12 protein-coding genes are annotated in these 13,443 nt (G+C 34.6%); 1 reads left to right on the plus strand and 11 read right to left on the minus strand.

What is annotated here, in order from left to right; all coding sequences use genetic code 11:
* Positions 1-220: 220 nt before the first annotated feature.
* Positions 221-1,303 (plus strand): M24 family metallopeptidase, encoded by a 1,083-nt coding sequence (locus tag HMPREF2634_RS00930; protein WP_003025164.1) that lies wholly within the window; start codon positions 221-223, stop codon positions 1,301-1,303.
* A 369-nt stretch (positions 1,304-1,672) separates the two neighbouring features.
* On the opposite strand, the gene HMPREF2634_RS09835 is transcribed toward HMPREF2634_RS00930, so the two are convergent.
* The 11 genes from HMPREF2634_RS09835 to HMPREF2634_RS00975 form a co-directional block, all read right to left on the minus strand.
* Positions 1,673-2,728, minus strand: coding sequence for an LTA synthase family protein (locus HMPREF2634_RS09835; RefSeq protein ID WP_106079246.1), 1,056 nt, complete (start codon positions 2,726-2,728; stop codon positions 1,673-1,675).
* Positions 2,729-2,736: 8 nt separating this feature from the next.
* Complete coding sequence (locus HMPREF2634_RS09840; RefSeq protein WP_218969908.1) at positions 2,737-3,204, minus strand: hypothetical protein; 468 nt, start codon at positions 3,202-3,204, stop codon at positions 2,737-2,739.
* Between the two features lie 50 nt (positions 3,205-3,254).
* Positions 3,255-4,127, minus strand: a complete 873-nt coding sequence (locus HMPREF2634_RS09845; protein ID WP_051148113.1) for a hypothetical protein — start codon at positions 4,125-4,127, stop codon at positions 3,255-3,257.
* A 7-nt stretch (positions 4,128-4,134) separates the two neighbouring features.
* The gene (locus HMPREF2634_RS00940; RefSeq protein WP_021001526.1) at positions 4,135-5,898 is read right to left on the minus strand and encodes a rhamnan synthesis F family protein; all 1,764 of its coding nucleotides are present in this window, start codon (positions 5,896-5,898) and stop codon (positions 4,135-4,137) included.
* Positions 5,895-7,292: a glycosyltransferase family 2 protein gene (locus tag HMPREF2634_RS00945; protein WP_003025178.1), complete on the minus strand. Its 1,398-nt coding sequence runs from the start codon at positions 7,290-7,292 to the stop codon at positions 5,895-5,897. The genes HMPREF2634_RS00940 and HMPREF2634_RS00945 overlap by 4 nt, the downstream gene beginning before the upstream one ends.
* Positions 7,293-7,309: 17 nt before the next feature.
* The gene (locus HMPREF2634_RS00950; protein WP_003025182.1) at positions 7,310-8,521 is read right to left on the minus strand and encodes an ABC transporter ATP-binding protein; all 1,212 of its coding nucleotides are present in this window, start codon (positions 8,519-8,521) and stop codon (positions 7,310-7,312) included.
* Positions 8,521-9,324 (minus strand): ABC transporter permease, encoded by an 804-nt coding sequence (locus tag HMPREF2634_RS00955; protein WP_003025184.1) that lies wholly within the window; start codon positions 9,322-9,324, stop codon positions 8,521-8,523. The genes HMPREF2634_RS00950 and HMPREF2634_RS00955 overlap by 1 nt, the downstream gene beginning before the upstream one ends.
* Before the next feature lie 2 nt (positions 9,325-9,326).
* The gene (locus tag HMPREF2634_RS00960) at positions 9,327-10,262 is read right to left on the minus strand and encodes a glycosyltransferase family 2 protein (protein ID WP_003025187.1); all 936 of its coding nucleotides are present in this window, start codon (positions 10,260-10,262) and stop codon (positions 9,327-9,329) included.
* A complete protein-coding gene (gene cps2T, locus HMPREF2634_RS00965) occupies positions 10,259-11,407 on the minus strand; it encodes a beta 1-4 rhamnosyltransferase Cps2T (protein WP_003025189.1) in 1,149 nt (382 codons plus the stop codon). The genes HMPREF2634_RS00960 and cps2T overlap by 4 nt, the downstream gene beginning before the upstream one ends.
* 107 nt (positions 11,408-11,514) lie before the next feature.
* A complete protein-coding gene (gene rfbD / locus HMPREF2634_RS00970) occupies positions 11,515-12,366 on the minus strand; it encodes a dTDP-4-dehydrorhamnose reductase (RefSeq protein WP_003025193.1) in 852 nt (283 codons plus the stop codon).
* A 72-nt stretch (positions 12,367-12,438) separates the two neighbouring features.
* Positions 12,439-13,365, minus strand: a complete 927-nt coding sequence (locus HMPREF2634_RS00975; protein WP_021001525.1) for a glycosyltransferase family 2 protein — start codon at positions 13,363-13,365, stop codon at positions 12,439-12,441.
* Positions 13,366-13,443: the final 78 nt, after the last annotated feature.

Consider the following 13,443-nt stretch of genomic DNA (forward strand, 5'->3'; position numbering starts at 1 on the left):
CAAAATCATTTTATCACTTATTGGAAACACTTTCAAGCATTTTGATAACTTTTTGAAAAATCTTGTTCTTTAGGCAAATTTCTAGCAATTTTATCAATGATTTTACAAGAAAAATCTACCCAATCTGTGAAATTTTTGAAGCGACAAAAAAGTTCTTACTGTCCTCTTGATTTTTACTTGTTTTTTTGCAAAAATAGAGGAGTAGAAAGAAGGTAACAGAATGACCAAAATAAATCAAATTATTTCTTATTTAGAAACAGAGAAGACATATGTCGCCGTGGTTTCTGATCCTGTCACGATTAATTATTTAACAGGATTTTATAGCGACCCTCATGAACGCCAGATGTTTCTTTTTATTTTCACAAATCATGAACCACTGCTCTTTGTCCCAGCTCTTGAAGTAGATCGCGCTAGTGCGATTGTTGATTTCAAGGTTGTGGGTTATGTTGATTCTGAAAATCCATGGAAAAAAATCAGAGCAGCCTTGCCAGCTAGCAGTTTCCACAAAGTTGCTGTTGAGTTTGATAACTTGATTTTGACAAAATACAATGGATTGCGTACTGTTTTTGAACAAGCTGAATTTACAAACTTAACACCTTGTATCAATCGTATGCGTCTCATCAAATCATCCGATGAAATTAAGAAAATGTTTGTTGCTGGAGAATATGCAGATAAGGCTGTTAAGATTGGTTTTGAGACTATTTCTCTCGATAAAACAGAAACAGATATTATTGCTCAAATCGACTTCGGTATCAAGCAACTCGGATATGAGATGAGCTTTGAAACCATGGTTTTGACAGGTGATAATGCTGCTAATCCGCATGGCATTCCGGGTGCAAACAAAGTCGAAAACAATGCCCTGCTTCTATTTGACCTTGGCTGTATGGTCAATGGTTATGCCAGCGATATGACACGGACAGTTGCTGTTGGAAAACCAGATCAGTTTAAAAAAGACATTTACAATCTAACGCTTGAAGCTCAACGGGCAGCTCTTGACTTCATCAAGCCCGGAGTAACAGCTCATGAAGTAGACCGCGCAGCACGCGAAGTCATCGAAAAAGCCGGTTATGGTGAATATTTCAATCATCGTCTGGGACATGGTATCGGTATGAGCGTACATGAGTTTCCATCTATCATGGAAGGAAACGATATGGTTATCGAAGAAGGTATGTGCTTCTCTGTTGAGCCTGGAATTTATATTCCAGGAAAAGTTGGCGTTCGTATTGAAGACTGCGGTCATGTCACCAAAGATGGTTTTGAAGTCTTTACAAGTACAAGTAAAGATCTGCTCTATTTTGATTAAAATACTGAAAAAGAAGCTAAAATAGTTGATTTAAGGACTGAAGCCTGTATTGGTTTTGGTTCTTTTTATTTTGAACTCTAACTTTGTTGTAATCATCGCATTAACTAATTAACTCGTTTAGTAATTAAATCTGTTTTCAAATCTATAAAGCATCTTAACTTTTAACACACCAAAGAAAATTTTATTGTTCTTGATGCCAATTTCTTTTCATGTCATAAAAAGATGAAGAATTCTTTTCGACAAAAAATAATGACAAAATCAATTTTAAATATTGTTATATTCTATTCATAACTCATTTCATAAGAAAAAACTCCATAGTTGAATTTTTAGCCAACTATAGAGATTTGTAGAGCTACTTATTATAGCTTTTTACTCACTATGTACTATAAAAAAATCTTTTGACAAATAGCCTTTACCCGCCACCATATCATATTGAACAAGTTTCAGGTCTTCTGCAATTTGCCGCCCTTCCTCATCCAAATCTTTTTTATCAACACTTGCTTTGTGTAAAACTTCTGTTAATAAAGCATAATAAGGTGACACTTTTGAATTGGTTTGTTCTAATAATAGAGCTGTGAAGTCACTTGAATTTACAATCGGATAGTCCAATTTAGGTGTCTCATAATTACTCCACACAAAATAGTCTGTTAAATATTGACTCTCTGGATTATTTTTGAAAGCTGACTGTGGATAAAGCCCTGGTAAATGATCTCCATAAAAAACAACTGTAACTTTCTTATTGACTTTTGAAAGTTGATCAAGAAAATCTTTTGTGGCTACGTCCGTATGATACAATAAGCAAGTATAGTTACTTAATTGGTCGTTTTCCTCGCTAGAGAATCTATCGTTGCTTGTTTTTAATTCACTCGGTTCTTGCTCAGCCCATGGCGAATGATTTTGCATTGAAATAACAGAAAAGAATTGTCCGTTATCATTCATATTATTTAAAACAAACTGATAAGTTGATGCATCACTTGGATGATAACCTTCATTTTCATATTTAATATTTTTAGTATCTTGTGTAATAAAATCTTTAAAACCTAATTTTTCATAAATAACATTACGTGCATAATTTGTTGAGCTTTCTAAATGGATAGCAATTTTATTACTTTTATTATATTGATCACTAATCGAAGGAAATTTATTCATTTTTGGAACAACTTCAGTATAGATTACAGATACACTTTGAGAGAGATTATAAAAAGGCAAACCTGTTAATGTCTGAAACTCCATATTTGCTGTTTCACCACCATAGCCATCCGATTTCATGAGACCACTAGTTACGTTATTTTTAATTCCTTCAGTATTTGGAATCGGATTTTCACTAACAGATACACCATCTATGCGCCTAGGGTCGGCAAAACTTTCACTTAAAACATAAATTACTGTTTGCTTTTCAATAACCTCACTACGAGATTGATTCATGATATTAGTCAAAGATTTGTATTTTTTTCAATACTTTTAATTTTTTCTTGATTATATCCTTTGGGATATTGCATATTTTGGGTTGTAAGCTGATTAAGCCAAACAAAACTTAGAGATTTAAAATGAGCATGAGTCGTATTTCCCATCCATGTAATATCTTGATTATTATTAATTTTAGATAAAATTGGAATACCATTTACAATTTTATTATCTTTTTTATTTGAGAATATTAAATGAACAAACAAGCATGCTAAAATAATCATAGTCAATGATGTTATTTGATATCTTTTTGATGAAAAAATATTTTGTTTAAAAAGAAATTTTCTTAAGCCAATATAAAGAACTGATCCTGCTAATAATAAAATCACAAGATATTTTATGTTATTTGGGCTAACAAAAGATAAAAGCACTTTGGGCGATAACAACCAAGCTAAATCACTCGGTAAAATTGGTTCACTTCGCATACGAAATTTCAAAAAATTAGCATAAGTAAAAATTGAAAGTATAGTAACTAATAATATGCTAGCTAGTAAAAATCTATTGAGTACAAAATAAATAAAGATAGTAATGCTATTGTTATAATTTGGAAACTAGTCGAACCTGGTAACGTATAAAGTCCCCAATAATCACCAACACCCAATCCCATACTCATTTGTATAAGTACATTAAAAAACAAGCCAAAGAAAATACTAACCACAATTGATGAATAAACTGTCCCTCTATTGTTTACAATATCTTCAATACCACGAATACTCAAATATATGATAAAAAGAACAAAAACCATAGCTAACGATGTTTCAAAAAAATAAGAAACCGTTCCAAACTGATTAAAGATTCCATCATTTGAAATAACCCAAGTTATTTTACTATCATTAATACAAAATAAAAGGAAAAATTGAGAAAGGAAAAAATTCTCATAGAGTGAATTAGTAGAAAATAAAAATGTAAGTTTATCAACATCAATTATTTTCTTGCCTCTCTTCCCTGGACTTATCATCCTATAAATAAATGTACTTAAAATAGAAATACTTAAAATTAAAAGAACTGGAAGCAAACTTTTATATTGCAGTAAATGATTTTTGTTAAAGCTCAAAATATTAAAGTTTGGATTATTAATATTCATTGATATGGTAACAAGATAAGAGAATATACAATAGATAATATGAATAAGTACTAATTTGAAATAAAATTTTTTACGAAATTTACAAAAGAATACACAAAGACCCAATATCAAAATGGAAAAATAGTATAAACTTTCAGGTAATATCCCAGAAAAAAATTCTACTTTTCGAGTAATTAAACTTCCTTGATCACTTCTTATCAAACTATAATTTCCTAAAATATAAAAAAGAAAAAATATAACTGCCAAATAGATATAATCAATTTTAATTTTTTTCATAGCACTCTCAATTCTTTTTATTTAGAATCCTTTTAATAATATATTTAATCGCTCTGGCTGGTCCAATAAAGATATATTTGAAGGCTCCTTTTATGCCACCCATGTATGTAAAATCCACATAAGTGTGTGGTGCCCTATCGCCACGTTCATTGTATAATTTATTATCGACAAAAGGTGTTATTTCAATTTTATTTTTAGAAATTCTAAAATCATAATGTTCATTCCATGCAACATAAACTATTAATCTTTCGATAGCATGTAAAATTGAATTTTGAGGTAATGGTTCAATAGGAACATCTTTATCTGTCAAATCTAAATCAAATAATGGTTTCAATGCATCATACTTAAACCAAATAAAAGTTCCATAACTCATAACAAAAGTATGAAAAGTATTAAAATCAATTGGCTTAGTCATCTTCATTTTGTACCATAAATCATTCATTTCAGGAGCGATTAAGTGTTCATTCCATGCATCTACAATTTTATTATACCTGAAAAAGGTTGGAATATCTGAAATAACAAGGCCTAGCTTATCATTTTCAAAATTAGCAAGGATATTATCAGCAGGTTTGATTAACATATCAATTAATTCATTACGCCAAGATTCGCCTGCCCAGAAATCAGCTTCCTTAGATTTCTTTGTATGAAAATGTCCAATATAATCATAAGTTGACAGATATTTTTTCAATTTCAACATTGGTAAAACGTCACGACCAATGTTACCTGTCACAAAAGTATGAGCATTTTTATGATTCTGATTTAAAATTGCTTCAATTTCTAATTTCTTAGTATCATTATCAGTTGTAATGAATAAATCATAAGCAAAATGGAAGTTTTCAAATGCTTTTAGGAAATCTTCTAACAAATCAACATAAAAGACATGCAGATGCACCCCAATTTTCTTGTTTGACAAAGAAGTAGGTGCCGTTGTCTGAATATATTTGCGTGCTAAAAGGTACTTAAAATCAGGGAAATTAATTTCAGACATATGTGAAACAATCAAATCCACTGGATAATCTGACTTTTTAGCAATTTCTTCCAAGAGATAGGGGGCTATGTGCTGATTATTATCAATCGCTTTAACCTTTATGAAGGGAACTTTGTGATTTAAAATAGCCGTTGGATTATAGTAAGAAAAGTCAGGATGAAGCATGCCTGTTGTATCTTCATTAACTGTATCAAAGACCGTCTGGTAGCGGAAACCAGCAGCCAAAAAGGTCGTTGTTACCTTGGTTTCATAATCATTGATAACTTCTTGGACATCTGTATGATTTTTCACATTTTCCCAAAAATTTCTAAAAGCCGAAGATGCAATAACCGGCTTTTTAAAAGTAATAAAGTAACTTTGGATATGCTCAGGAAAGCCCTGCGTCTGACGAGATTTTTTTGTCCTACGATTATTGGTCAAGCCCCAGAAATCAACTTGGTCGTTGGCTTCATAATTGAGATAATAATCTTTGATATCCCAAAGAGGACCAAAACAAGTATCATTCATGATAGTAACAACATCATAGGTTGTAATATCATCAAAGCCGACATGAGTCATGCCATCACGCCAAGCTGCAAAATCAAACCCGACATTTTCACGTTGAATAAAATTATCCATCAAATGTAAATCAACTAATTTCTGATAATCATGCTCGCTAACTTGGCTATTTGAGATAAAAACAACCTTTGAAAACAGTGGTCGCATCTGTGTCAGTTGAAAATAAACATGCGAACTCACACGATTATATTTATTAAAATGCACGTATAAAAGCAGACGCTTCATTTTCTTCTCCTAAAAAAGTTGATAATTTTTGTTGGAATCATCCAACGACGTGAATGGGTAACCAAATTGTAACGAACGACCATTTCTTCCAGAGCTTGCTTGTAGTGCAGACGCTCTTGGCTAGCTATTTCAAACTGAACTTTATAAGAACTAAGTTCTTTTAGTTCTTGCGATACTTTAAAAAGATCCTTAGCTAGGAGTTTTGCCACAAAGTCATTTGAAGTGATATTATCTACATTAAACATTGAATAGTTTAATGTAAAATCTTTCTTTTCAATTTTCGAAATATCATAAATCAATTGTGGATCCGGATGATTGAAAAAGACATAGTCACCAACTAACTTGCCATTAGTTAAACTTGGAAGGATTTCTGTTTGATAATCATTAGCAACCAAGGAAACACGTTTATAAAAGCTTTCAATTTCAGAAAGGTCAATTCGCAACCGCACTGTATCTTCTGGCAAATCAAATGAAAAACTATCCTGATACTTCATAGGGATTTCCAGCACTCGCTCTTGGCTAAACTCTTCATCATCACCTGAAAAATAAATCGTCACATACTGCTTATCAACCTGTGATACCAGATTACTTTTCTGAGACAGAGCAATTTCAAAACGATTATCTTGTTTAAGTAATAGCTCAAGCGCACGCTGGTAGTCGCAAGGATATTTTTCTAAATATTCCAACTGTGTTTGTAATAAACGCTCAAAACGCCGTTGAAGCTTGGCATCATCCTGAGTGCGTGAATCCGACTCTGGATTCATTCGATAAACCGTGGTCGAGTCTGGCAAAAAACTCAGGGTCGTTCGTCGAAATAATTCTAGTTGGATGTTAAAAGTATCGTCCGCAGTGTTAACATCAATGAGGTCATTAACTTCTCGCATCAGATCAGTATCAACCAGCCAAGTTGAAGCCATGGTCATTCCCTTCAAGACAAGCATCTCTTCGTAAGAAGTCAATAGTGGAATAACTTGGTTTTTAAAGACATCTGCCTGTGTTGTTCTACCAAAGGAATCCACCATATCAAACTCTGTATTAGACCATTTAGAATTTGGTGTAGTTTCCAACAAGTCAACCTGTTTTTGCAACTTCTCATCATCTATCCAGTAATCATCCCCATCACAACGGGCAATATACTGACCGCGAGCTTCCTTACAAATAGCAACCCAAGTTTTGGCAATCCCTTGATTTTCAGAATTGAAAAAAGTACGAATTTTATCAGGATAGCGCTGTCCATAATTGCGGATAATATCAACTGACTCATCTGTAGAACAATCGTCAACCAGAATAATTTCAAATTCAAAATTGGTTTTTTGGCGCAAAAAACTATCAATAGCATCTGCTATCCACTTTCCCTTATTGTAATTTGTACAAATAACAGATACTTTTGGCATGCTTATATCCTCAACTTTTAATCATTAAAGATCCAATTTCCATTTCGCTGAATTAAACCACTAGCAGAATCCAAGGCAGATTTGTCATCTGGCGCAATATCATCACGGTTAATCCAAATAATCGGTGTTTGTATACTATCAGCAAAACCAAGCATTTGTCCTGCTTTATCACGCACAGTAACCTCTAATTTCATTTTCAAATTATTAACATTTGGCAACGAACACTCATAAGTTACTTGCTTATGACCTGTTCCCGATGTTGGCAAATCCATTGAATTATCGTTATAAATCCAAATATTGCGGTCAATATCCGTCAAAGACAAAGCAATATAAGTTGGAATATCTTCAAGGACATCATAAGAAATTGTAAAAGATACCTTTTCGTTAGGCGTTATACAAGTAGGAGAATGAAGACTAACACTAACATTTTCAACTTGGATAACTTCATCCTTGATATTCTCGACTTCATCTTTTTCAATAATTTGCTCAGTATTGTCATAACTATATTGATTAGCAACATTAAACGGTTCTCCGTAAGCCTTTATTAAACCATCCTCAATCAACACAGCTTTATTACAATATTTCTTAACTGCACCCATATCATGAGTGACCAGAATGGTCGTCTTGCCTGATTTTTTGCGTTCCATGAAGTAATCATTACACTTGCGTTGGAAAGCTTCATCACCCACTGCCAAGACCTCATCCAAAATCAGGACATCACCTTGTGCCTTGATAGCAACAGAAAAAGCTAAGCGGACCTGCATACCGCTGGAGTAGTTTTTTAATTTTTGGTTCATGAATTCTTCGAGTTCTGCAAATTCAACAATACCGTCATACATATTATCAATTTCATTAGTACTAAAACCAAGAAGTGCACCATTCATATAAACATTTTCACGTCCAGTTAATTCTGGGTTAAAGCCGACACCAAGTTCAATAAAGGAAACCATTTTCCCGTTTACCGTGACTTTGCCCTTTTCAGGAACATAAATCTGAGAAATAATTTTCAAAAGTGTTGATTTCCCAGAACCGTTACGACCAACAATCCCAAAGAAGTCACCTTCTTCAACTTCAAAGTTGATATCTTTTAAAACATGCTGCTCTTTATACCCCTTAATGCCCCTGAAGCGATTCACTAAGGTTGTACGAAGACTATTGGTTGCTTCTGTAGGTAGTTTAAAATATTTGCTAACATGATCAACTTTTACTGCAATTTTTTTATCTGACATTATAAAATCTCCGCAAATTTTTTAGCATTTTTATTAAATATCAAAAAGCCAACTATAAAGATAAGAAATGGCAATAAATATGGAATAGCTACAATAAACTTATTATTTATCATTTGCCAAATAGGAGTGTTTGCCTTATCAATCAGGAAATAACGCATATCCTGAATAATTTGAGCTAATGGATTCATCATGACAAGCTTTGCAGCCGTAGGATTTTTATCTGCAATAAAACTAATTGGATAAATAATGGGGGTTGCATATAATCCAGCTTGTAACATGACTTCCCAAATTTGAGATAAATCACGAAAACGAACAAAAAGAGTCGCTAAGATAAAGGCTAAACCACTTGCAATGAGAAATAATTCTACAAATAATGGAAGAAGCCATAAAGCAGAAATGGTAAAGCAAACCCCGTTAGCAAGCGCAAAAATCAAAACAACTATAAGGTTAATTGAAAAATTGATGGCTGCCCCTGCTACTGCTGAAATGACAACAATATGTTTAGAAAAGTTCAACTTACGAAGTAAATCTCCACGGGTAACAATTGAAACCATGCCCATTGAAGTCGCTTCTGAAAAAAAAGACCAGATAACATTAGCTAAAAGAAGAGCTACTGCAAAATGAGGTACATTCCCACCTAAACGAAGAAATCTAATAAAAACAAAATACATAATTGTAAACATTAGAAGGGGCTTTAAAATTGACCAAAGATAGCCAATCAAGCTCCCTTGATACCGTAATTTAAAATCTGTTTTAATCATCTCGCGTAAGAGAATCATATTTTTTCGACTAAATAAGTCCATCATTACTCCTTATAAGCAAATTTTGTAAGAATTAGGGTTGTAAAGACAAAAGTGTGGAAGGCGCGATTCTTTCGATAGCCATATTTTTGAAGACGATGCAAGCGCTCCATAAACGGGACTTCCATAATTGTCACAAAATTTTCTATCAGTTCTTTATTTTGAGCAGTCAGAGGCAAGGCCAATAAATTCCTTGCTTGTTCTTGGCTATCTTGAATCAATTTCCAATATTTTGCGAAGAGAATATGCGGGCGAATCCAATTCTGCATTCTTTTTCTGAGGGTTCTTGCACCTAAAACATTATTGGAATGTTGCCGATATAATTCACTTGGTTGGTCTATATAGACTAAATGACCAAAAGCTGCTGCCAACAAAGCCAAATACCAGTCATGCATGAGAAGATCATGAGCTTCTTGGCCTGTCCATAAGTCAGCCAGAGATTGGTTAATCATCGAAACGCCGCCTGTAACAGTATTTTCTGTTAATTCTTGGAGCAGTTCCGTGTTTGCATGGTCAGACTGTGTACGAATCATACTTCCATGTACGACATTTAACTCTTGATCTACAACTTTTAAATCCGTGTAAACCAGCAAAGGCTGACTGGTATCGTGTTTAATCACTTCTTCTAGCTGCATTTCTACTTTCTCAGGTAGCCAGACATCATCTTGATCGCTAAAAAAGTAAATATCTGACTCTTGATATTTCAAAAGATAAAAGAAACTTTTGATAACACCAAGATTTTCAACGCTATCAGGATTCACAAAATGAATGCGATTATCTTTTTGACAAAAATCTTGAATAATCTCACGCGTTCTGTCTTTAGAACCATCATCTCGGATTAACAGCTGCCAGTCTGTATGGGTCTGCTGCCGAATACTTTCAATTTGTTCTGCTAAAAACCGTTCACCATTGTAGGTGGACATGAGAATAGTCACTTTCATGATAAAAATAATTCCTCGTATTCACCCACAATTTTTTCCCAAGTGTAGTGTTCTTTCATGTTTTCTTTCGCAGCTTGACCTAGATCTGAAAAGTCGGACTGTTTATCTACCTGATGAATGCAATCAACTAGGCTGTTTTCTTTCTTATCCCAGTAAAGAGCTGTTTCTTTTGCCACTTGTCGGTTAAAGTCCACACCCAAGACCAAATTCAAATCTGTCTGAGCTAAGGCTTCTAAGAGACCAGGATTGGTGCCGCCGACCTCATGACCATGAATATAAGCAAACGCTTGATTGCGAATATACTTCAATAAATCTTGATCATAAACAGTACCGACAAACTTAATCCGCTCATCTCGGTCAAAATTTGTTTTTTGTCGTAGTTCTTCAAAATAAGCATTACCTTGATGATTGCAGACAATCAGCAAGTCTCGCTGCGTCTGTGACTTCATAAACTCGTGAATGATGATTTCATAGTTATTTTCTGGAACAAAACGCCCAACAATCAAATAATAATCTTTTTCCTTACTTGCCCACGTGTCAAAAAAGTGTCGAACTTTTTCATCCTGAGCAGTTAAAGACGACAAGCGCAAATCGGTCCCATAGGCAATAAAGGTGGTTTTAGCCCACGGATAAGCTTTCTGGATATAGCTTTCAATTCCTTGATTGTCCGAAATCACCAAATCGGCATGCTTGGTCATCACTTTCTCAGAATATTTGAGGTACTTTTGAACGGGCTTAGACCACTTGGCACGTTTCCACTCAAGTCCATCAGGATTGATATAAAAGATACCACCAGCATGGTGAATTTTTCGAGCAAAAGGTGCGATAAAAGCTCCGATTGTATTTCCTAGGATATAGAAAATAGGACGCTCAATCTGTTGTTGCTTGACTAATGTAAGTGCGTAGTTGATTGCTATCATATCATAGGCAATAACGCGAGCTGGACCAAGTTTTGGCGCTCTAATCGTAAAACAATCTACGCCTTTGTAATCAAAATGATGATAAGCTTCATCATCTGATAAACAAGCTACATGGTATTGGATTTGAGGAGATATGCGGTTCTCCACTAATTTCTCAACAAAGGTTTCAAATCCACCATATTTAGCAGGAAGGCCACGACTTCCTATGATGAATACATGTTGCATGATTTTCCTCATTTCAAGATTTTGCAATCTAATCTATTATATCACTTTATAAATCGTTTGTGTAACATAAAATAGAAAAGAAAAGCAACCTTTCGGCTGCTTCTACCTTATTTCTTTCCTTGTTTATAAAATTCCTTGAGGGCATCTTGCCAAGTTGGGATGACAAAGCCGGTTGCCTTAGCTTTAGCTAGGCTCATGGTAGAATTGAGTGGCCGCTTCGCTTTCGCTGGAAACTTACTAGAGTCTACTGGCAAAACTTCGACATCTGTATCTTTTAAGATTTCTACTGCAAAGTCATACCAAGTCGTATCTTCTGTGGCATCATTCGACAAGTGATAATAGCCAAATTCTTTTTGGTTTTCTGCTAAGTACGTCATAAATTCAGCCAACGTACGCGTCCAAGTCGGACGACCGTGTTGATCATTGACAACAGTCAGAGTTTTATGTGTTTTCGCTAAATTTTGCATAGTGAAAACAAAGTTCTTTCCATAATTTCCAAAGACCCAAGCTGTGCGGATAATGTAGAAACGGCTAGAATATTTCTCAACCAATTCCTCTCCCATGCGCTTCGTGCGACCATATTCTGTCTGAGGGTCTGGTTGATCGTCTACCTCCCATTCCTGCCCAACTGGCTTATCTCCAGCAAAAACATAGTCTGTAGAAATGTAAACAAGTGTTGCACCATGCTTTTCGGCTGCTTTAGCAACATTTTCAGTTCCTGTGACATTGATTGCATAATCCAGTTCTTTACCTTCATCTTCTGCTGCGTCCACAGCTGTATAGGCAGCACAGTGGTAGACAAGACTTGGCTTCACTTCTGCAAAAACCTTCTCTACCATTTCGGCATTGGTAATATCCATTTCTGCTACATCAACTGCCACATACTCTTCATTGCGTTCATCTAAAAGATAACGAAGTTCTGTCCCAAGTTGTCCATTAGCACCTGTAATTAAAATCATTTGAAATTCCTTTCTGAACAATAAACATTCAACAAATCCATTATATCAAAAAAAGCAGAAAAAATCTGCTTTCTACTCGCTCTTCTCTTTAACCACGTAAATTGGTCTTTTTTTGGTTTCCATGAAAATTTTCCCAATGTATTTTCCTAAAATACCAATAGTCAACAACTGAAAACCACCTAGAAAAAGAATAATCGATACCATAGAAGGCCAGCCAGCTGTAGGATCCCCAAAAATCAAGGTACGAATAATGACAATAATGATAAGGAAAAATGCCAATAAGCAGGCAACAATACCTCCCCAAAAAGCTATTGTCAAAGAAGCATCTGAAAAGTTTATAATCCCTTCTAGAGAATAATTCAATAATTGCCAGAAATTCCAACTGGTTTTTCCTGCAACTCGCTCCACGTTCTTATATTCCAAATATTTTGTTTTAAATCCAACCCAAGCAAAAATCCCTTTGGAAAAACGATTATACTCAGAAACCTCTAAAACAGCATCTACCATCTGTCGACGCATGAGACGGAAATCACGCGCTCCATCTACCATCTCAACTTGGCTAATTTTATTAATCAATTTATAAAACATCTTCGCAAAAAAACTACGAATCAGAGGTTCTCCCTCGCGTGTTATACGACGCGTTCCTACGCAATCCAATTCAGCATTTTCATCTAGCATATTTTTCATTTGAATCAATAATGCAGGTGGGTCTTGCAAATCCGCATCCATGACCGTCACAAGCTTTCCAGTGGCATGCTGAAGACCAGCATATAAAGCCGCCTCCTTCCCAAAATTTCTAGAAAAAGAAATAAAGTGGGCATTGGGATCCATCATATTAAGCTCGTGCAAAACTTCCAAGGTTCTGTCTTGAGACCCGTCATTGACGAAAATATACTCTAAGTTATCATGAAGTCTTGGCTTTATTTTTTCCATTTCCGCATAGAAAAGCGGAAGGCTTTCTTCCTCATTGTAACAAGGAACAATTACTGAAATGGTCATAGTCACTCCTTTATTGTTCTATTGTATAGTCTCACTATTAAAAAGTCAAATGATTAAAAATTACTTACTCTTCTTAAT

Origin of the sequence: Streptococcus sp. HMSC034B03, from assembly GCF_001838575.1 — a bacterium.
Classification (GTDB): Bacteria; Bacillota; Bacilli; order Lactobacillales; family Streptococcaceae; genus Streptococcus; species Streptococcus anginosus.

Coding starts and splice junctions, on each gene's coding strand:
- HMPREF2634_RS00930 (WP_003025164.1), top strand. CDS start 221: ATGACCAAAATAAATCAAATTATTTCTTATTTAGAAACAGAGAAGACA.
- HMPREF2634_RS09835 (WP_106079246.1), bottom strand. CDS start 2,728: ATGAATCAATCTCGTAGTGAGGTTATTGAAAAGCAAACAGTAATTTAT.
- HMPREF2634_RS09845 (WP_051148113.1), bottom strand. CDS start 4,127: ATGAAAAAAATTAAAATTGATTATATCTATTTGGCAGTTATATTTTTT.
- HMPREF2634_RS00940 (WP_021001526.1), bottom strand. CDS start 5,898: ATGAAGCGTCTGCTTTTATACGTGCATTTTAATAAATATAATCGTGTG.
- HMPREF2634_RS00945 (WP_003025178.1), bottom strand. CDS start 7,292: ATGCCAAAAGTATCTGTTATTTGTACAAATTACAATAAGGGAAAGTGG.
- HMPREF2634_RS00950 (WP_003025182.1), bottom strand. CDS start 8,521: ATGTCAGATAAAAAAATTGCAGTAAAAGTTGATCATGTTAGCAAATAT.
- HMPREF2634_RS00955 (WP_003025184.1), bottom strand. CDS start 9,324: ATGGACTTATTTAGTCGAAAAAATATGATTCTCTTACGCGAGATGATT.
- HMPREF2634_RS00960 (WP_003025187.1), bottom strand. CDS start 10,262: ATGAAAGTGACTATTCTCATGTCCACCTACAATGGTGAACGGTTTTTA.
- cps2T (WP_003025189.1), bottom strand. CDS start 11,407: ATGCAACATGTATTCATCATAGGAAGTCGTGGCCTTCCTGCTAAATAT.
- rfbD (WP_003025193.1), bottom strand. CDS start 12,366: ATGATTTTAATTACAGGTGCTAATGGACAACTTGGGACAGAACTTCGT.
- HMPREF2634_RS00975 (WP_021001525.1), bottom strand. CDS start 13,365: ATGACCATTTCAGTAATTGTTCCTTGTTACAATGAGGAAGAAAGCCTT.